This window comes from Desulfopila sp. IMCC35008, from assembly GCF_010646885.2.
Lineage (GTDB): Bacteria > Desulfobacterota > Desulfobulbia > Desulfobulbales > Desulfocapsaceae > Desulfopila.
Genome location: NZ_CP050700.1, coordinates 5,036,370 through 5,056,693 on the forward strand (window position 1 = coordinate 5,036,370; position 20,324 = coordinate 5,056,693).

The following is a 20,324-nucleotide window of genomic DNA, read 5'->3' on the forward strand; positions in this document are numbered from 1 at the left end:
TCAGCCCTCGCAGGTCTTCTGCACTTGCAGCACCCTGCCCATCCTGCCGGGTAGGTTTCTACCAAGCAATTGTTCATATGTTTCTGCCACCTGGCAGATCTTCTCCAGATCAATTCCCGTATCCACGGCCATAGATTCAAACAGGTTCACTGCGTCTTCAGTCGCAATATTGCCAGCCGCTCCCTTTACAAAGGGGCAGCCACCAAGCCCACCAGCACTGGTGTCGAATATCCTGACACCTGCCTCGTAGCCTGCAACCATGTTAGCCACAGCCAGCCCCCTGGTGTCATGTAGATGCAGGGATATGCCGACCTCCGGAAAGGCTTGCCCCACCTTCGTTGTCAGTTCTTTCACCTGGAAAGGGTTCGCCATCCCGGTGGTATCGGCCAGATTAAACTCAGCAGCCCCCGCCCCGGCCATTGATTCGAGCGCCTCCAGAACCCGCTGTTCCGGAATTACACCCTCATAGATGCAACCAAAGGCACACTGTGCTCCGGCCCTTACTTTGATACCCGCCTGGACCGCCTGCCTGATAAGCTCAGTGACCGAATCAAGCGCATCTCCATATGACTTGCGAACGTTTTTCAGACTATGTGCATCGCTCACCGACACTGACAAGCTGATATGCTCCAGTCCACATGCCATTGCCCGTTCAAGCCCCCTGCCATTAAGAACCAGACCGGTTACCAAGACCCCAGGCGTTTGTTTGACCAATGCAACAAACTCATCAGTATCACCCATCTGGGGTACAACTTTCGGATTCACAAAAGAACCGACCTGAATCCTCGAGACACCCGCCCGAACCAGATGGTTAAAAAGTTCGAGCTTCTTTTGGGTCGATACGACCTGCTTCTCGAACTGCAAGCCATCCCGCAACGACTCATCTTCCAGAATTACTGTTTTCATAATAACCTCTCACCTGGAAGCTACTCAGTAGCCTATTAGTTTATAGTGTAGCTATTTTTGCATTACGGTCTTCAACAGTCAATGGAAAAAATAGAATCTCCTGCAATAATAGATATAGTTGTTCCTGGATTGAGATACCTCAATCAGTTCCCTCAAAAAAGACCAGGGAGAGAACAGCCTGTTAGCAAAAGAAAAATACGGCAAAACCCGGTTAGTCAGCAAACCGAGATCAGACTTCAAATTCTGAGCTCAATTGTGAAGAGAGTTTGGTTGCCGCCAGCAGGATCTGGCCAATATACTCTTTTTCTGTAGCAACATTGCTCAGGCGGCTAAGGGGACCGGCAAGGGAGATGGCACCAATTATCCGATCAGATCGTTCAAGGACAGGGGCGGCAATGGCAAAGGCGTCGGGGTTCCTCTCCCCTTTACTGATTGAATATCCCTGTTCATAAACGGACTCAATTTCCCTTTCCAGGAGGGTGCGCACCTTAGGCAGGGCTTCAGCAATGATAATGCCCCTCTCCACTTTCGGGGCATAAGCAAGCAATACCTTGCCGGCAGCACCGGTTTGCAGTTCCATCCTCTGCCCAACCGATACGGAAAAACGAATAGCATTCGTCCCCTCCTCGCGTGCCAATACCACCCGCTCCAACCCCTCCCGAATATAGAAAGTGGTCGACTCACCGGTCCTGAGGGCAAGTTCACGCAGGGCCGGGCGAACCAAGACCACCAGATTGTCTATTGCTTCGAACACCTTGCCGAGTGAGCGTAATCGCGGACCTGGTGTAAACTGGCCACTTTCTGCGCCGCCCATAACATATCCTTTATGACTTAAAGTCCCGAGTATACGTGTCACACGATTACGGGTCATACCGGTCAGCTCAACAATATCCTTCACCGACAAACGTGGGGACTCCAGAAAACAGTTGAGCACATCAAGTGCCGCTGTCACCGCTTCGATGTGCCTGTCAAATTGCCGAACCTGCTGAGCCATTTTTTCACCTATCCGATTTTGTAATCAAAAAACAGTACGAGCCCTCGAATCATCCAAGTTCATCCCGGAACGTCCCGGTATCAGGCTAGAATGTCTGATATTCTGTACGCATTTCAAGCTCTTTCATTTGCCTTCACTGCTCCCTCATAAATAGTTATGCGAATAGAGACAGGTAAAGGCCTAAAGAGCTTCTTGATTTATGATGAAAATGCGCATTAATATTCAAATACAAGGAGATCCGAGCCATGACGCACTGTAAAACAATCATCAATCTATCTGCCTCACTTTTACCAAGACATCATTTTGAAAAGCTCGCAAAAAAAACATCACCGGGGTTAAATGTTTCGCCGAAAATTGCAACGCTCTGTCAAAGAGGCTGGGATGAGCTATGCCAAAGAAAGACGATGTCTTCAGATATCAAACTTCTTGAAGAGAAGTTAACAATATAATCAGGACAATGAAGCCTCAGGCTTATGGTTTTTGAGACATGAACGATTTCATCTTTCGTCGATACGACATCTACTTTAAAAGGTGCGCGAAAGAGTAATGATGTCATTTTCAGAAGCCAATTGCACAAAATGTCAAAAGTCGAGTGCACTCCCATGCACTACAAAACACTGGCGATTACTTTCAAAAAGGCACGATAAAACCTTATCTATGAATATGAGATAGCTAACAAGCTAATACGAATAGAAAAAACAGAGTTTGTTACGCGGAGTCTTTGGTAATATTTACTTTGCAGTTGCTCCATTTTAAGCCAGTTCCATTGAAATAGAAAAGTCTATCCACACAGGAAGCACTCTAAGTTTTTGTATATTATGACATTGATTAGTTGCTTTGTGGCAATGTCAAATTCAAGTGTCAATAGCATTTGACTACTCACAAATATTTTGTTAGGCAAGAGGGCCTGGAGACCGTTTGGAAACAATATACAATAATGATATCGTATGATTATGTTGTATATTTTTATAATGTTGCTGTTTAGGCAGGAGTGTTATAGAGTATCTCTTATGATTTATGCTGGGAGTGTTGAGGGGATATTTCTCAAGCGACCTGCGCTGATGGAAGTTATGGTGACAGAAGATCAAAAAAAGCTATCCGTTTGCACCGGTTTTAGTTTGTTTGTGGAAGCAGTATTTCCCCTCCAAGGTCCTTTCCCCGCGGAAAGTGAATTCTCATCACTCACGTGACTCAATACAATGTAATTTCTTAACTAAGGAATTTTCTTCTTGGTCTCTCGTTCAGCATGTGAGAAATTATTTAATTTAAGACAGATAGGAGTCCTTTAATGAAAGAAATAGTATTGGCAATCTGTTTATTAATAATTAGTTACACATCTGGGTGGACTTGGACGATGGACGAATTAAAAAAGGGAGCAGGATGGTATAATGATTCCGGGTATTCATTTCAGTGTGAAAAATATGCTACCTCTGCAATAGTTCAAAGTTGTTTACGGAAAGAATCTAAATATTGTAAACAATGCAATTCTGACTTTGGATGTATGCAAAGAGCTCATAAAATGTTAGAGGATGAGTGGGCCAAATATAATATTTATCCACAAAACGGCGGTTCATCATCACAAGTTTACAATCCCCCTGCTGTTAAAAAGAAACATATGAATACCAAGCAGAGGGAACAGAAAATATTTGATGATAGAGTATATCAGAACGAAGTACAAGCAAGCCAGACCTGGAATAATATGCTACAGAACATGAGGCAGATAGGTATAGAGGAAAACGAACAAGGTAACCCAATATTATATGAAGTAATCCTTAAGATAGAATCTAATTATACTCATTATTATAATTGTATAACCAGGACGGCATCCAAAGATATGGCAGAGCAATTCAACCGTCCATATGATAAGATGGAGCAATACATGGCAGCTAATATTGAGTCCCTTTTTTATAGATGCAATAAGTGACTGTCATTCGTGAAATTTCGCAGCTCTTCTTGATGATTGGGATTAAATTACGCCAACAAATAAAGGCGAATCGATGATGTGTATTCCACGGCATTTATTATGTTTAATTTTAGTGACATTGTTTATTCGTGCTACTTTTGTTCCCGCTGAAGGTGTCGGTTTGCTAGAACCTATTGAAGTGAAAGGAAAAGAGCCAATATCTGGGAAAGTCGGGCAAAACAGTTCCTTTCCTCTTGTGGGTGTTCAACCGAAGGATTCACAATGTATAGAGGAGTGCATCAGGCGTAATCAAATGGCTTCTGTTGGTTTTGAAATTATCCAACAACAATGTAGGCAAGAGTGTGACTTTGAAGTTATTCTTACTCTTATCAGATCTCCCCGAGATGAAGAATATTTAAAGGGGGTGAAAGCCTTGTCTAGGGTCAATGACCCTCGGGCAGTCCAACCTCTTATTCTTGCACTGATAAGAGATTTGAAAGAACGACGTGGAGTATGGGCATGGATCATTCCAGCACTTGGTGCCTTAGGTGATCCGACTGCTGTCCCTGTGCTAACACAAACATTAACCATAGATGATGACGACTGGCTAGGGAGAGAAATGTCAGCTCGTGCCTTAGGTTTAATTGGCGATCCTTCAGCGATTCCATATTTACTTAAAGCCACCTGGCGTGCTGATACTCGCGACGCTGCTATTCAAGCGTTGGTACGCTTCAGGGATAAACGTACAATACCTGTGTTTTTATCAGCTCTGGATCCAGAAGAAGACAAGCAGACTCGTGAAGCAGCTATCAATGGCCTTCACCTTCTGGGGTCAATCGCAGTCCCCGAAATGCTGGAGGCATTTACCTATTTTTCATCGGAACATCCGGAGACAGAAAAACGCTTGTGGTTATGCCAACTATTGGGTGCCAGTGAAGATCAACGCGCCATCAAGATACTTCGTAACAGCATGACTGACCCAGACAAGCTTATAAGACAATGTGTTGCAGAAGTTCTCCAACCACAGAAACAGAGCTAATTCAATTCATTTTGCAGGAAACAAAATATTTGCTGATCATTGTTTTTATGAGGGTTTAGGGAAATTATGTTAATTTTCCCGAGGTGTTAACATGTAACGATTATTTGGGAAAATATTGAAACATATTAGAGGTTAACGAGATTTCTGGGTTCCTAAAATCACTTGCTTTTGACTGCCGTGGTCAACTCAATTATGGCATTGGAATTATTTATAAGCTTATTCAACCAAGACATATTTTGATTTTTCACCAGGAGAAGGACTACTATGCGGATTAAAACCCACCTACTTTGTATGTTATTGGTTATTTTATTGACACCTCTTTTCGCGTCTGCACAAGACGACAACTCTATGGAAAGACTCCAAAGAGATCTCAACTGGTATTTAGAACTAGTAAATGATGAGGATTCCTGGTGTGTTGAAGCAAGCATTTTTTTTAATGAACCAAGAGTTATGCATCGGAATGACGTTGTCAATCAACTCATCTTTTTTCTCAATGGGCCTGGTGAGTATAGCGGTTACACTCTTGCGGATGCCCTGAAAATAGTCTCTGAGCGATCACAAGCAATAAAAGCAAATATTCGACAAACAACTATTCCAGACATTGAAAATCGAATACGAGCCCACAGAGCAGCAAATTTCAAACCTTCTCATGGAATAGAATACTGTGGGGGGGTAATGACCACTGCTTATCTCACAACTATTAATAATAATTGGCTTAGACCAATACGAGAGCATTGGAGTACACTTCCCTGGAAACACCATTCTTCACGTATAGGAAGGGGACTTGCAGGTTTCACCCAAAGTGATCGAAATGAAGCCAACTTTAGGATATGGCAAAATAAGGTGAACTGCCTGGGAGGGTGTTTTGAACAGAGGTACAAGACAGAAAAAGAACTAAATGCCTGTTTCGTTACTTGTGTTGATAATAACCAATTTATTAATTGCAATCACATGAAGTAGAAACTCATTGGCTTCGTTCTGAAATTCTTACTACTAAATCGATTTTTGAAAAATTCGTTTATAAGGAAGCTCAAGGATTGTATAGAAAAAGTGTCCATTTTTACTGGACCACGTCAATGTGCAGAGGAATTTTTCCAAGCACAGAAATGAAGCCAATTCAGTTGTGAGGGTTGCAGGTTGAGGAGTACTATAAGCAACACAAGCAATACCCTCGAATCACAGAGCTGTATTCTCCTCCCGATATGCTTTTAATTGATTATTTGAAATCAGGAGTGATTTCCTACACTGTAGAGAAAAAAAACTTTTGCGTGCGCTATATATATAGCGATGCACGTTTCCATCAATCTGGTCAAAAATATGCTCTAAGCTGGAATGGTAAGCAATATTGCAGCGAAAATCAGCACCTAAAAGGTGTTTCGAAAGATTGGCCAGCAGATGGAGCTGGTTTTTATACATACGATCGCCACTAATCTGCACTTCGTATAAATATTTTGTGAATTATCCGGTAAGGTGTTGTTTGGATGCAAGATGACCCCGACATTTTTGGGTGCCAGCCAAACAACCGCTTAGCGTACGATTTTTACGTTTTCTGAGACAATCCCCTTAAATGAGGCCAAAGCATGTGGCGCACACTCAAAATTCTTCTTTTCCTGTGGCCGATTCCGGTGATGGCCTATTTTTTCTACAACTATATCTTCGACCAGGCCCAAATAGATAAAAAGCTGATCGAGGCTCATGGCTTGTTATGGAGAAATGGAGAAAAACACATTACCGTCAACGTCACACAAAGCTCCTCGGGTGAACTCAACTCTTATGAGATCATACTCATAGACAACGACAACAACATCCTGCAAAAAGACCTATTTATTGTTGATGGGGACATGTTTGGCGGTGGATTCGTCAAGGCAATTCAAGCCGACAAAGATCAGAACCTGGAACTCATTGCCTGGGGAAGCCACGAAAGAAAGAGGAGTTACTTGTTGGATTATTCAGAAGGTGAAATTATCAAAACGGGTTTTGACAAACTCCCCGAGGAAATACATGAGCTGACCAGACAATGGCACCAAGCCTACGTCACAAATGGCATGACCCTAGCAGTCTTTGGAATTTTGAGCATTAGTTATTACGGCATGGTGATGACCATTTGGCTGATTATCAAATCAGTCCAACGCATCAAAAAACGAAAAGAGTTATAAGATTTGTGCCGAACAACCACAAACCAAGAAATTTCATCCGATCCCCCAACAACGCTTCTTTGCTTTGAAAATATTATATGTGATATGAGGTAAATCAGAAATAATGTATATTAAGGCAATGAAAAGAGAATACCATAATTGGGTATCCAATAAAGAATATTGTTTCTTCCAATATCAAGCATTTAAGAAAATCCCTAATTTTATACTATTCCTGTTTCTATAATGGGCGAGGGGGAGTCTCCGCCCTCCGGGATAAGATCTATCCGTAAAGTGTTTCTATCCACCTGCTTGCTTCCGTGTCAGTAATAACACCGAGATATAGTACAATACGTAAACTCAATTTCAAGGAAATTGAAAGATGACTATTTTGCGTATAACAACAGGATGAATCTTAGGGATTATTTTTATGTCTTCTTCGGCTTTTCCGGAAACCTATGATGAGAAAATAGAACTTTATAATAATTTGAAGAAAGCAGTTAACGACCCTGATATTTTCTGGATTCCAGCATCACCAGACAATCCTCTACGATTTGTGACTAAGCAGCAGTTAGCCAGAATAGTCAGGGAACATCTCGTTAGTAATTGGAAATACACTCATGGAAGCTATGATGTAATGATCCAGATGCTATTGATTTTTCAAATTTAACAAAAAAGAGGGTTGAAAATAATGTTCTTCCAGAACTGAAAAAAGAGATAAATAGATTAACCTCAAAACAGAACAACAACTCACCATCAAACAGTTCCTCTTTTGGCGACGTTTTAGCGGGAATCGCATCTGATAAGCACCTAGAAACACTGTCATTCAAAAACGTTATAGCATCTTTTAGTGGTAATGGAACCGCCATACAAGATTCTCAAATAGATTCTTATGACAGGAATTGGAACAATGCGAGCAATGACAACTATTCCAGTTGTCCTAAGACAAGGCCAGACGAAAGATCTTCATTTAGGGCATATCCAAATAGTCAAAATTATGGTAGCACATACCGATATTGCGCGTATTTTGGGAATGGTTACCTCAAGTTTGAAGAGGCGTATGTGAATGGAAAACGTGAGGGCCTCGTAACAAATTATACAGTAATCCCTCACCTTCCCTACATGGGAAATGAATTCCCGCAGAATCTCACTGAAACCAGTAGAGAGGAGGTGGGGAAATATAGCGTGAATTTCATGCACTGTTAAAATACTGAGGAAGGCGGTACCGCCGGGTCTGGCCTTTTGTAAACATTTAGTAAGATGTGGTAATCGACGCAAAACTGCTCAATGCCAAGTGATGAGCTGGATCAGAATCATAAGAGGTCAAGACCATCCGGTTGGTAAAGATTATCGACCCACCCTGAAAGAATTTGCGTTACGGTATTTAATAGGATAGATTTTAGCCAGTAATTATCAACATCGAAACAGGATCTGATTACATCAGCACTGTTTCTAACCTTCTTTCTCCTTCAACGCGTTATAGCTCCAGGCTTTCGGCGTCAAGGAAATATATGAGTATTGCGAAAACCCCATCCATTGAGATCTCAAACCTATACAAGAGTTTTGGGGACAATGAAGTCTTAAAAGATATTTCACTTTCCGCCTATAAGGGCGATGTCATCTCCGTCCTCGGTTCCAGTGGGTCCGGTAAATCGACCCTGTTGCGCTGCATAAACCTGCTTGAAACACCCGACAGTGGCCAGCTGAAGGTCTCAGGTGAAGAAGTGCTCATGAAAAGCAACAGGAAGGGGCAGTATCGCCCGGCCGACAACAAACAGGTTGAGCGGATACGTACCAAGCTGGCCATGGTGTTCCAGCAATTCAACCTCTGGTCCCACATGACCATTCTGGAAAATGTGATCGAGGCTCCTGTCCATGTGCTGAAGATGAACAGGAAACAGGCCGAGGACAACGCCAAAAGATACCTGGAACAGGTTGGAATCGGAGACAAATTCAATGCCTACCCTGCTCACTTGTCGGGTGGCCAGCAGCAGCGCGCTGCCATCGCCCGGGCCCTGGCCATGGAACCGGAAGCAATACTGTTCGACGAACCAACCTCCGCCCTGGACCCCGAGCTGGTAGGCGAAGTACTCGGCGTTATGCGCACCCTTGCCGATGAGGGCAGGACCATGATTGTGGTCACCCATGAGATGGGCTTTGCCCGCGAGGTCTCATCACGGGTGATTTTTCTCGACCAGGGACGGATCATCGAGGACGGAACCCCTGAACAGGTCTTTGACAACCCTGAAAGCTTACGTTTTCGGACGTTTATACAGGCAATGGTCTAGCTCGGATTTCACCGGTCTGGCCTACCTTACCAATAAACATTTAACTTGTATGTTCATAGGCAAATGGGCTTCACTCTTAACTGCCCAGAGTTGTTTAACACCATTCTAGAGGAGAGAAAATGAAAAAACTGACATTGTGTGTTGCTTTGCTGGCCTTTGTCCTCGCTACCGGCACCGCCATGGCGAAAGACTGGAAAAAAGTACGTATCGGCGTTGAGGGTGCCTATCCTCCTTTCAGCTATGTTGAACCCGATGGAACCCTGGCAGGTTTTGACATCGATATCGCCAAGGCGCTTGGTGAAGCGATGGGTGCCGAGATTGTTCTCGTTGCCCAGGATTGGGACGGTATTATCCCTGCACTCCTGGCCAAGAAGTACGATGCGATTATCGCTTCCATGTCCATCACCGAGGAACGCAAGAAAAAGGTAGCCTTCAGTAAAAAATATTACAATACACCTGCAAAATTCGTTTGCAAAAAAGGAAGCATGACCGAGTTCTCCAAAGATACGATCAAAGGTAAGCGCATAGGTGTGCAACGAGCCACCATCCATGACCGCTACCTGACTGATAACTACGGAGATACCGTTGAGATCAAGCGCTACGGTTCCCAAGATGAGGCATACCTGGACCTCACCGCAGGTCGTGTAGACATGCTGCTGGCTGATAGTGTAGCCCTCTTTGATGGCTTCCTGCAAAAAGAGGAAGGAAAAGATTACCAGTTCATCGGCCCTGATCTTTCCGATCCAAAATGGTTCGGTGATGGTGCAGGTATTGCTATCAGAAAGAGTGACGGCGACCTTGCCGAGAAACTGAATATGGCAATCGACACTATCCGTGCAAACGGTGTTTACAAGAAAATCCAGGATAAATATTTCGATTTCAACGTCTACGGTGAATAATCGACTGGTCCGAATTTCTCACCGCCATTATCGCGAGAAATTCGTACTAACGTCCTGATGTTTTATCAGCCTGTTTCGCCTCTATGCGGGCGGAACAGGTTTTCTTTTCGTACGGATTATTCATGCTGAACCTTCACGGATATGGACCGGCGATTCTGGAAGGAACACTTCTCACTCTGGAAGTGTCGCTGGCCTCATTGTTTATCGCCATGCTGCTCGGCATTATCGGCGCTTTGTCCAAACTTTCAGACCTTTTGCCACTGCGGATAATCGCCACCTGTTACACCACCGTTATACGCGGCATTCCGGATCTGGTTCTTATGCTGCTCGTGTTTTTCGGTGGTCAGGTCTTCATCAATCAGCTTGGTGCCGCCTTTGGCTATGAGGGTTATATCGACATCAACCCGTTTATTGCCGGAGTCTCAACCATCGGCTTTATCTTCGGGGCCTATATGACCGAAACGTTTCGGGGAGCGATCCTGGCTGTCAGCAAGGGGCAGATTGAGGCGGGAAGCGCTTATGGCATGTCGAAGATGATGACTTTTCGCCGAATCACCATGCCACAAATGGTGCGCCACGCCCTGCCCGGTTTCGGCAACAACTGGCTGGTGCTGATTAAGACAACCGCTCTCGTCTCTATTATCGGTCTTGACGACATGGTCAGAAAAGCAGCGCTAGCCGCCGGAGCTACCAGGAAACCATTCACCTTTTATGTGGTGGTTGCCATCAATTACCTGATTCTCACGTCTATCTCCATTTACCTGCTCAAACACCTGGAGAAGAAATACAGCGTCGGCGTAAGGAGGGCATAACTATGGATTTTTCGATCATACTGGAGAGTCTGCCCACCTATTTTGAAGGATTGAAAAACACCCTTATACTGGTATCTGTGTCACTGGCCATCGGCCTGCTCTTTGCTGTCCCTTTAGCAGTGTTGCGGACATCCAAAAATATTTTCATTCAGACACCAATCCGTGCCTTTGTCTATTTTTTCAGGGGAACACCGCTGCTGGTGCAGATGTTTATCATCTACTATGGGTTCGGCCAATTTGATTTCTTTAAAGAAAGTATCTTTTGGCCACTGTTTCGGGAAGCCTATTTCTGTGCTCTTTTTGCATTCTCCCTCAACACCTGCGCCTATACCATTGAGATTTTCCGTGGTTCCATTGAAGCCACCCCTCATGGTGAGGTCGAGGCAGCCATGGCCGCCGGGATGTCACGATTTACCATGTTCCGCAGAATTATCCTGCCAAGTGCATTCCGCAGGGCACTGCCCGCTTATTCAAATGAAATAATCTTCATGCTGCATGGTTCATCCCTTGCCAGCGTTATCACTATTGTCGATATCACCGGTGCAGCACGTATTATTAATTCCAAATACTACAGCCCCTATGAGGCGTTTTTAACAGCAGCCGTCTTTTACCTGTGTATCACCTTTATTCTCGTTTTTCTCATCAAGAAACTGGAAAAACGGTGGTTTGCCCATCTCGCACCACAAATGAACGAACGCGCTGTCATTGAGGCACCGAATTGAAAACAATTGAGACCATCACACTCCCTGCAGCCAGCCCCGGAACAAACCGGGCCCTCACTGTTATCCGGTATACCTCGCAAGGATCGACCCCAGGTCCCAAGGTCTACATCCAGGCGGGGCTCCATGCCGACGAAGCCCCCGGTTACCTGGTAGCCCATCATCTCACAACCCTGCTTGACCAGGCGGAGGTAAAGGGGGAAATTGTACTTGTACCCGCTGCCAACCCTATCGGGCTCAGCCAATGGCGTGATGAACTGTTACACGGCCGTTTTAATTTTGCCAACTCTGTCAATTTCAACCGCAGCCACCTCGATCTGGTCGAAGCTGTCAGTAGGAAAGTAGAGGGAAAACTCACCGATAACCCTCAGGAAAATGTTACTCTTATACGTTCAGCATTTAGAGAGTGTGTGGCCGAAACCAGCCCTATAGACGAAGCGGAATCCCTGAAAAAGCTGCTACTCTCCATGGCCTGTGATGCTGACATCATGCTCGATCTGCACTGCGATCATCAGGCGCTGGTACACATTTATATGGGAACACCACTCTGGCCGGCAGCTCAGGATCTCTCCGCCCAGATGGGTGCAGACGTCACCTTGCTCGCCGAAAACTCTGGCGGTAACCCTTTTGACGAAGCCTGCTCCAGGATATGGTGGGACCTTGCTGCGCAATTCCCGGACAAGCCGATACCACCCGCCTGCCTTTCCGTCACCATAGAGCTGCGCGGCATTGCCGATACCGATCCGGAAATGGTCAGCAATGACGCCCGAAATATTTTCAACTTCCTCCAGCGCAGGGGAATTGTGTCCGGCACAGCACCCGAGCTCCCTCCCCTGAAAAACAAAGCGACGCCATTGACCGGTGTGGATTACGTCAAAGCCCCATCACCAGGCATTGTCAGCTTTATCAAACAACCGGGAGAGTGGCTCAGGAAAGGGGATATCATCGCTGAAATCGTTACCCCCCTGCCCGCCGAAGGAGAAGAGACCGTAGTAGCACTGCGGACACAAACAGACGGGCTCATGTTCACCAGAAGTTTTGACCGTTTTGCCCGACCCGGCAAGATCCTGGCGAAGGTTGCCGGAAAACAGCCATTGAGGGACGATGATGAAAACCTGCTCACCCTATAGCCCGGATGTTGCTGATTCGCGGTACTCCGTTTTAAGGGTGCAATAGAAGGTGACGAGCAGGAACAGCGCCGATACCCCAAAGAGTATCCTGTACGAATTTGCTCCCATGGGCGATAGCATATCCAGCATTTTGCCAAACAGCATGGGAAAGCCAAAGGCGATCGGTGCTGTCAGGATCGGGGCAAAGGCAAAATAGTCTGTTGCGTCCGATTTCCCTGAAAATTTTTTCACAGACGGCGTATACACCATATTCCTGATCGCACGCACCATGCCCAGCAGATAGCTGATAAGAAAAAAACTCCATTGTCCCGGCACTGTTATCAACAGGATCAGAGCTGTACAGCTGATACACTTTGACAGCACAAATTTCTGTTTGAGCCGAAGCAGATCAAGTGTACCCAAAAGGATGTTCACCGTAATTGAACCCGAATATATACAGCCTACAAATATCCCCGCCGCCACCGCCTGATCTACACTATAGAATTCCGTTGCGTAATTGGCATAAAAAGAGAGAGCGGTGATGACAAGATAAAAGTCCAGATCCGCCGCCAGGAAAATAAGAAACGGTTTATTGGCAACGATGCTGGCAAGTGCCGTTCGCGTATGGTCTATAAATGAGCTGTAATCCGGTGCCGGGTCGCCCTTTTCGGAGAACTCTTTTGTTAAAAGAAAAAACAGTGCCCCGATTATAAAAACGGTGCCGGTACAAATAAACACCCAGGCACAGGATTTGGTTGAAAATGCGTATTGTTCAACAACCTTAAGAATAAAAAAGGAAGAGATGATCTTGCCGATATTCTGGGAGAGCATCATATAACCAAGGCCCGGAACCGTTCGTGTCTCCGAAAAAATCCTGGCTAAGAAATTAAGCCAGATCGGAATACCGAACCCCAAAGCCATGGAGAAAAGAGAGTAAAAGGCGAAAAAAAGCAGAAGAATATTATCTTCATCTGCAACCAGCATCACCCAACCAAGCAGAAAAATGGCGATTGCCGGCAGGAGATGAACGAGGAGCACCACCTTTTTCTTAAAGCGGATGTTCCTTGTCAGGTATGCCGCAAAAATTGGCAGACAGGATGAGCAAAACACAAAAAGTGCTGGGACAAGGCCGATAACAAACCCTGAAGCTCCCAGGTTTTTAAGAAACAACTGCAGAAAGGTCGATTCCAGAACGATTGGAAAACCAAGTCCCCAAAAAAATTCCACAGAAGCAACACTAAAGGCGTTCCGTGAAAAAAAGAGGTTTTTCTTTCTGTCCATCAGGTTGGATTTTCCTCGCCCTGCTCGATACAGAGCAGAATGCCGGTTTGAAGTTCAATAGCCGCAAGAGTATTAATTATTCTATTACTTACCCCGCGGGTTGAACCAAACGGTAAGGTCTCATTAGCCAGGGGATATTCAAAACCTGAGAGGTTTATGCCAGTAACCTCTCCTTCAAGCGGCAACAAGGAGATGAGTTGCCCCGACCGATTGCAAATCTCGTGGCGGCCGGGATGCAAAATACGCATCACGCATGTGGCCCCAACATGAAACACAGCAATTGCCGCATATTTTTTTTGGGCAGTGAGCAGGATATTGGCCAGACTCATATCCCAGCGACCACCGAGGCTGTTGATGAGATACATGGTCCCAGCCTCTTTTGCAAGGGCCAGGTTCATCGCCAATTCCAGGTCTGTCTCATTTTTCCTGGCTGGATAGCGATGAATATCTACTCCACAATCCTGATATTTGGCAAGCAGGTCCACAGGTACCGAGTCAAGATCCCCTATCAGATGATCGGGGATTAGAGAGAGCGACGCCGCACTTACCGCGCCACTATCAACACAGATAACAATATCGGCCTGTTCGCGGTAACCTAAAAAATCTGCAGGCAAATCGGCCGGTCCGCCAACAAAAAGAAGTGCAGTAATTCCCACGTCTATTCTCCGATTGTTGATACCAGTATAACAAGAGCTGAAGGATTCACATGAAGGGCGACCTTCTCCCCCTCCTGGGGTGGGACAGGGTCAATTGGTAAATCAAAAACCAAGCGTGTCTCACCACGAACCACCGACAACCGATAACAGCTCCCCTGGAACTGTCGGGATGCAACCGTTCCGTTTATAGTCAGCTGCTCCTCTTCTCCGGTAACGGCAATACGTGCCCCTTCCGGTCTGATCAGCAGACGGCCGGGCCCGGGCTGGGATCGTAAAATTCCGGCAAGATTAATCTCCAGGTCCCGGTTACGGAAAAAGGCATCTGCACTTATTTCTCCTGAAACGATATTTTTGAAGCCTAGAAAGGTTGCCACTGTTTCATTTGCGGGATGACGATAGATCTCCTCGGGTGTGTCTACCTGCTCAAGACAGCCATCTTTTAAAATCGCCACTCGATCAGCAATCGCAAAGGCCTCCGCCTGGTCATGGGTGACAAACACAGCGGTCACATCAAAACTTTTCAGGATGGTTCTTATCTCTACAGTCAAGCGATCACGAAGTTCACGATCAAGGGAGCCGAGTGGTTCGTCGAGTAACAGCAGCCGTGGTTTTGGGGCAAGGCTCCTGGCCAGTGCCACCCGTTGTCTCTCGCCGCCTGACAGTTCATCGACCATCCGGTGGCCCAGACTCCCTAAGCCTACCGTCGTGAGGATCCTGTTTACAATCTCGCTCTGCTCCCCCGCGTCTTTTTTCTGCATCTCCAGGCCAAACGCCACATTGGAGTAAACATCCTTATGCGGGAAGAGGGCGTACTCCTGGAACATCATACCAAAATTTCGTTTATGGGGAGGGACACCACGGAGATCCTGCCCGTCACAGCTGATCGTACCTGAGAACTCCGTTTCCAGCCCGGCCAGCAGACGAAGCAAGGTGGTTTTCCCCGAGCCTGAGGGCCCGAGGAGACAGAGTATTTCTCCCCGCGACAGGGAAAATTCCACCTCACGTAGCAGCAGTTTCCCCTCATACCTGTTGGAGAGTTTTTTCACTTCGATCATGGGCTGTATAGGTTGCATACATTTCCTGCAGTTTTATGTTTCATTCCTGCCGCCTGCTGGTCGGTCAAACCGGCTAAGCAGCCAAAAGCCGAGACAGGAGACAAGCATGAGGAGACTACTCATGGCCATAGCCTGGCCGTAATTGAGTTCTCCCGGTTGTCCGAGAAAACGGAAGATGGCCACAGGCATGGTGGGTGTGTGAGGCCGAACCAGGAAAGCGGATGCCCCGAACTCGCCCATACTGATGACAAAACCGAAGATGGCCCCGACCAGCAATGATTTCCTGACAAGAGCCAGATCAACCTGCCACCAGACCCGGGCCGGTGAAGCCCCGAGCATGGCCGCAGCATCTCTTAACGACTGCGGGACCTGCCTGAGGGCGGGCAGGATACACCTCACAACAAACGGGAAGGCCACCAGGGCATGGGCCAGGGGAACCAGCGCCAGGGAGTCCCGGAGGTTTAATGGTGGTTTGTTCAAGGTGATGATATAGCCAAAGCCTAGTGTTACGGCCGAGGTTGCCAGGGGCAACATAACGACAGCATCCCAGAATGATTGCTTTTTCCCTGAGGCCAGGAAAATGGAAGCCGACATGCCAAGAACAACTGCCAGCATCATGGCCACCAGCCCAAAACCGACACTGTTCATAACAGCCTGGATAGGTTCGACAAAAAAGACAGAACGTCGATCCTGATTAAAAAGAGCCGTATAATAGGCCAGCGTCAAGCCATCCCTGCCCGTAAAGGAACGGACGATCAAGGCGAAAAGCGGTGATACAAGCAGACAGACCATAAAGAGCAGGTTGCCACCGACAAAAAAACCGCGTACAGGAGAGTTGATCGCGACCTCGTCCGTGCCACTGCTTTCACCAAAAAATGCCACTCCTGTCCGCCTGGAAAGACGGGCATGCACCAGCATCAGCAGGAAGTTGATGACAATCTGGATAAGCGATAAAGCGGCAGCCATCGGCAGGTTAAAAAGCTGGACCGCCTGCCGGTAAATCTCAACCTCGATGGTTGCATAACCGGGACCGCCGAGAATAAGGATCACACCAAAACTGGTAAAGCAGAAGATAAAAACAAGAAGCGCCGCCGACCCGATTGCGGGCAACAGCAGCGGCAGGGTAATCTTGATGAAGACGGTAAACGGAGAGGCCCCCAGCATAACCGCAGCACTGCGGATTCCGGGATTGATCCCGGCCCAGAAACTTCCGACAATTCGCAGGACCAGCGAGTAATTATAAAACACGTGGGCCAGCAGAAAAAACCAGACACTCTGTTCCAGGCTGATCGGCGGATCAGATAACCCGAAGATGGCTGTCAGCCAGCCATTTATCAATCCATTGCTCCCGAGGAGCGCCCTGAAAGCTGCCGCCACCACCACTGTCGGCAACACGAATGGCACCGTTAACATTGCCTGCAACAACCCTTTTGCCGGGAAACGGTAACGGGCAAACACATAACTCCCCGGCAGTGCAAGTGCGATGGTGAGAATGGTGGAGAGCGCCGCCTGCCAGGTAGTAAACCAGATGACACGCAGGTAATCCGCTGTGGCAAACAGCCGACCTGCACCCGGAAAAGAACTCCCGGAATCAGGAAAAAAACTAAACAGGATGATTTTTCCCAAAGGGTAAAAATAGAACACCCCCAGAAACAGCAGAGGCAGGGAAAACAGCAACCACCTATACCCTTTTTGCGATTGAGTCACTCCTGTTCTCCCGAGACTGAAATCAGCGAAGAACGGCTGAAGTCCAGGCCTCGATCCATTTCTCCCGGTTTACTTCGATCGCTTCCGGAGCGACCACAGCCGGCTGGTTTGCCACCACAGCATGCTGCTGAAAAACCTTTGGCAGCCTTGCCTCGGTATTTACCGGGAATACAAACATCTGCAGAGGGATATCTTCCTGAAAACGGGTACTGAGCATAAAGTCCACAAGCTTTTGGGCAAGCGCAACCTCCCTGGTTCCTTTAAGGATTCCCACAAATTCTATTTGCCTGAAAGCAGTGCCATCAGTAACCACGGCACCTGTTGGAGCCTCAGTGAGTGGCGTCTCTGAAAAATGAACCACGGCAGGGGGACTGGAGGCATAACTGACAACAAGAGGCCTGTCCCCATCGGAGGCGGCGGTGAAATGTCCGTAATAGGCGTCATTCCAGCCATTGGCCACAATCACTTCATTGGCCCGAAGCTTCTTCCAGAAGTCAAGATACCCCTCTTCACCGAACCGGCCAATGGTTGCAAGCAGGAAGGCAAGTCCCGGGGAGGAGGTTGCCGGATTTTCCACCACCAGTAACCCCTTGTACTCCGGCTTGACCAGATCGGCCAGGTCTGTCGGGGGGACCATCTTCTTTTCCGCAAACCAGGTCTTGTCATAGTTCAGGCAGACATCACCAAAATCCACAGGCAGAAGCCGATGCTCCTTATCGAGTTGCAGCACTTCGGGGATATGCTCCAGAACCGGGGAGGAGTATGGTATGAAAATATCACCAGTCAGGGCACGGGAGAGGAAGGTATTATCCACCCCGTAAAACACATCCGCCAGAGGATTCTCTTTCGAGAGTATCGCCTGGATCAGGGCCGCTCCCGCATCCCCTGATTTCAGGAACCGAACGGTGACGTTATTATCCTTTTCAAACTGCTCTATGACCTCCTTACTCACATTAAAGCTGTCGTGGGTCATGAGTGTCAGTGTTTTTGCCGCTACCAGTGTCGGCAGTGCTATCGCAACTGCCAGAAAGAGGCAGGCCCAGAATTGAATTTTTTTCATGAATTCCTCCGGTTAAAAAATGTCGTTGATACAAAACCTCCACACAGCAAGATAAACCGCGTGTCATGATTTCGTAAGAAAACGAGAATAATAAATGGGAAGCGCGCAAACAAAAAAAGCCGCCTCCGGTGCGGAGACAGCATGAAGAGTACACAGTTCCCTCCGCCGGCATTACCCGGATCAGGTCAAGCGGTCGGGTTACCATTCCCCCCTCTCAGCCCGGCGAATTCCGGACTCCCGCATGTAATGGGAATTAGAATAGGTGATCCTGCTGTGATTTGCAATGCGAATAAACGGGCAATACTTCTTTTTACGCATCACGGATGATATTAGTTGTTTACCAGGAAAACCGGGAGAACTACACGGAAAAAGCTATTGCCTTCTGCCCCCAACAAAGATACTGTTACACATTCAATATGATAACGGGACGTTAGTAAGGGCGCATCGTTCGATTTACCCTTGCATAATGTACGCCTTCATCTTTATCAACTTGAGGAGTTGTCATGGAAGCCAACTATAAAGTCACCTTTACCGGTCAATTGCAAGCCGACGCAGACCCTGCCAGGGCAGCTCGGAAAATGGCAGCCCTCACCAAGAGCCCGGTCGAAAAAATCAGCACTCTCCTGGCCTCTGGTAAACCAACAGTGATTGGGAAAGGACTGACTGAAAGTCAGGCGAGACAGTATTATAAAAAGCTGACCGATATCGGACTCACCATAAAAGTTACGAAGGTTGAATCCCAAAGGGCTCAGGAAGTACCGGCCCAGGCCCCCCCCCCGATCAGTTCCACCTCGCCTCACACTCCCCCAGCTATGGAGCAAACGCAGGAAAGCACACCTCCGACACCACCGAAGCAGGATGTCTCCCCTAATCCATATGCTGCGCCCGCAGCAAACCTCTCTGCAAAACCCGAAGGAGCAACCGAGTTTTTAGCCGAGCCGAGAAAGGTGAGCGCCGGACAAGGATGGCAGTGGCTCATGGAAGGATTCCGACTGTTCATGGCTAAGCCTTTAACGTGGATTGGTATTTATTTTCTCTTCATGCTTATACTCATACCAACCGGTATCATCCCGATTATCGGTAGCCTTGCCAGTTCAGTCGTCGCTATAGTCTGTGGCGGAGGCATCATGATAGGGGCACACAGCCTGGCAGAGAACAAAGGATTACGAGCCGGTCACCTATTCAGCGGCTTTACCGAGAACCGGAACCAACTGCTGCTCCTTGGGTTATATTACCTGATCGGCATAATAACCATTAGCCTTATAGCCATTGTCCCCATAGCGGGCAGCCTGATTAGCGCAATTATGGGCAACCCTGACCCGACAGCTATTGAAAGTGCGTTCACCCAGAATATGCCCCTGTTCTTTATCGGAATGCTGGTCGCCATGCTCTTGACGTTTCCATTTATTATGGCTTTCTGGCTCGCACCCGGCCTGGTTGCTATCACCGGTGAAAATGCCTTTGCAGCCCTCAAGCTCAGCTTTCGGGCCTCTATACGAAACATCCTGCCCCAACTGGTTTATTTTCTCGGAATCCTGGTAGCCTGCATAGTTTTCGGTATTGTTTTCGGGATCATAATGGGAATAATGGCCGCCTTTGCCGGTGAGGGAGGTTCAATTCTTTTCGCCTTCCTGCCATTCTTGCTGATGCTTCTGCTGGGTGCACCAGCCATGATCATTTTACCACTATCGATCTATGCCACCTTTCGCGATCTTTTCTGTGTATCCAGCTAAAACAGACATGGGTGCCACCAATCATTACCAG

Annotated in this window: 20 protein-coding genes and 1 riboswitch; of the genes, 12 read left to right on the forward strand and 8 right to left on the reverse strand. The window is 47.1% G+C overall.

Going from position 1 to position 20,324, the window contains the following annotated elements; translation table 11 throughout:
• Both GA520_RS21445 and GA520_RS21450 read right to left on the reverse strand, forming a co-directional pair.
• Positions 1 to 906, reverse strand: a complete 906-nt coding sequence (locus tag GA520_RS21445) for a hydroxymethylglutaryl-CoA lyase (protein WP_163340362.1) — start codon at positions 904 to 906, stop codon at positions 1 to 3.
• 229 nt (positions 907 to 1,135) lie between these two features.
• Positions 1,136 to 1,900: an IclR family transcriptional regulator gene (locus GA520_RS21450; RefSeq protein ID WP_163340363.1), complete on the reverse strand. Its 765-nt coding sequence runs from the start codon at positions 1,898 to 1,900 to the stop codon at positions 1,136 to 1,138.
• Between the two features lie 245 nt (positions 1,901 to 2,145).
• Between GA520_RS21450 and GA520_RS21455 the strand changes: the two genes are divergently transcribed.
• The 6 genes from GA520_RS21455 (at position 2,146) to GA520_RS21480 (ending at position 6,998) form a co-directional block, all read left to right on the forward strand.
• Complete coding sequence (locus GA520_RS21455) at positions 2,146 to 2,349, forward strand: hypothetical protein (protein WP_163340364.1); 204 nt, start codon at positions 2,146 to 2,148, stop codon at positions 2,347 to 2,349.
• Positions 2,350 to 3,188: 839 nt separating this feature from the next.
• Positions 3,189 to 3,824, forward strand: coding sequence for a hypothetical protein (locus tag GA520_RS21460; RefSeq protein ID WP_163340365.1), 636 nt, complete (start codon positions 3,189 to 3,191; stop codon positions 3,822 to 3,824).
• A gap of 73 nt (positions 3,825 to 3,897) precedes the next feature.
• Entirely contained in the window at positions 3,898 to 4,842 is a 945-nt protein-coding gene (locus tag GA520_RS21465) for a HEAT repeat domain-containing protein (protein ID WP_163340366.1), read from the forward strand.
• Between the two features lie 264 nt (positions 4,843 to 5,106).
• Positions 5,107 to 5,802: a hypothetical protein gene (locus GA520_RS21470; RefSeq protein WP_163340367.1), complete on the forward strand. Its 696-nt coding sequence runs from the start codon at positions 5,107 to 5,109 to the stop codon at positions 5,800 to 5,802.
• Between the two features lie 242 nt (positions 5,803 to 6,044).
• On the forward strand, positions 6,045 to 6,272 hold the full coding sequence (locus tag GA520_RS21475; RefSeq protein WP_163340368.1) for a hypothetical protein: 228 nt from the start codon (positions 6,045 to 6,047) through the stop codon (positions 6,270 to 6,272).
• A gap of 150 nt (positions 6,273 to 6,422) precedes the next feature.
• Complete coding sequence (locus tag GA520_RS21480; RefSeq protein WP_163340369.1) at positions 6,423 to 6,998, forward strand: hypothetical protein; 576 nt, start codon at positions 6,423 to 6,425, stop codon at positions 6,996 to 6,998.
• Positions 6,999 to 7,573: 575 nt separating this feature from the next.
• Here the strand turns inward: GA520_RS21480 and GA520_RS21485 are convergent.
• A complete protein-coding gene (locus GA520_RS21485; protein WP_163340370.1) occupies positions 7,574 to 7,843 on the reverse strand; it encodes a hypothetical protein in 270 nt (89 codons plus the stop codon).
• A 648-nt stretch (positions 7,844 to 8,491) separates the two neighbouring features.
• On the opposite strand from GA520_RS21485, the gene GA520_RS21490 reads away from it, so the two are divergent.
• The 5 genes from GA520_RS21490 (at position 8,492) to GA520_RS21510 (ending at position 12,822) form a co-directional block, all read left to right on the forward strand.
• Positions 8,492 to 9,262, forward strand: a complete 771-nt coding sequence (locus GA520_RS21490; RefSeq protein WP_370362812.1) for an ABC transporter ATP-binding protein — start codon at positions 8,492 to 8,494, stop codon at positions 9,260 to 9,262.
• A gap of 119 nt (positions 9,263 to 9,381) precedes the next feature.
• Positions 9,382 to 10,161 carry an ABC transporter substrate-binding protein gene (locus GA520_RS21495; protein ID WP_163340372.1) on the forward strand — a complete coding sequence of 260 codons (780 nt, stop codon included), beginning with the start codon at positions 9,382 to 9,384 and terminating at the stop codon, positions 10,159 to 10,161.
• Between the two features lie 122 nt (positions 10,162 to 10,283).
• Positions 10,284 to 10,973 carry an ABC transporter permease gene (locus GA520_RS21500; RefSeq protein ID WP_163340373.1) on the forward strand — a complete coding sequence of 230 codons (690 nt, stop codon included), beginning with the start codon at positions 10,284 to 10,286 and terminating at the stop codon, positions 10,971 to 10,973.
• A 2-nt stretch (positions 10,974 to 10,975) separates the two neighbouring features.
• Positions 10,976 to 11,695, forward strand: coding sequence for an ABC transporter permease (locus tag GA520_RS21505; RefSeq protein ID WP_163340374.1), 720 nt, complete (start codon positions 10,976 to 10,978; stop codon positions 11,693 to 11,695).
• Positions 11,692 to 12,822, forward strand: coding sequence for a succinylglutamate desuccinylase/aspartoacylase family protein (locus GA520_RS21510; protein ID WP_163340375.1), 1,131 nt, complete (start codon positions 11,692 to 11,694; stop codon positions 12,820 to 12,822). Before GA520_RS21505 ends, GA520_RS21510 begins: the two co-directional genes overlap by 4 nt.
• Here the strand turns inward: GA520_RS21510 and GA520_RS21515 are convergent.
• Genes GA520_RS21515 through GA520_RS21535 form a run of 5 tightly spaced genes read right to left on the reverse strand, consistent with a single transcriptional unit; the run spans position 12,817 to position 18,560 of the window.
• Positions 12,817 to 14,082, reverse strand: coding sequence for an MFS transporter (locus tag GA520_RS21515; RefSeq protein ID WP_163340376.1), 1,266 nt, complete (start codon positions 14,080 to 14,082; stop codon positions 12,817 to 12,819). The genes GA520_RS21510 and GA520_RS21515 overlap by 6 nt on opposite strands.
• A complete protein-coding gene (locus GA520_RS21520; RefSeq protein ID WP_163340377.1) occupies positions 14,082 to 14,738 on the reverse strand; it encodes a thiamine diphosphokinase in 657 nt (218 codons plus the stop codon). The genes GA520_RS21515 and GA520_RS21520 overlap by 1 nt, the downstream gene beginning before the upstream one ends.
• A gap of 2 nt (positions 14,739 to 14,740) precedes the next feature.
• Positions 14,741 to 15,811: an ABC transporter ATP-binding protein gene (locus GA520_RS21525; protein ID WP_163340378.1), complete on the reverse strand. Its 1,071-nt coding sequence runs from the start codon at positions 15,809 to 15,811 to the stop codon at positions 14,741 to 14,743.
• A gap of 15 nt (positions 15,812 to 15,826) precedes the next feature.
• A complete protein-coding gene (locus tag GA520_RS21530; RefSeq protein ID WP_205749404.1) occupies positions 15,827 to 17,500 on the reverse strand; it encodes an iron ABC transporter permease in 1,674 nt (557 codons plus the stop codon).
• Positions 17,501 to 17,522: 22 nt separating this feature from the next.
• Positions 17,523 to 18,560 (reverse strand): thiamine ABC transporter substrate binding subunit, encoded by a 1,038-nt coding sequence (locus GA520_RS21535; protein ID WP_163340379.1) that lies wholly within the window; start codon positions 18,558 to 18,560, stop codon positions 17,523 to 17,525.
• 139 nt (positions 18,561 to 18,699) lie between these two features.
• Positions 18,700 to 18,811, reverse strand: a riboswitch (TPP riboswitch).
• 252 nt (positions 18,812 to 19,063) lie between these two features.
• On the opposite strand from GA520_RS21535, the gene GA520_RS21540 reads away from it, so the two are divergent.
• Positions 19,064 to 20,293 (forward strand): BPSS1780 family membrane protein, encoded by a 1,230-nt coding sequence (locus tag GA520_RS21540; protein WP_163340380.1) that lies wholly within the window; start codon positions 19,064 to 19,066, stop codon positions 20,291 to 20,293.
• Positions 20,294 to 20,324: the final 31 nt, after the last annotated feature.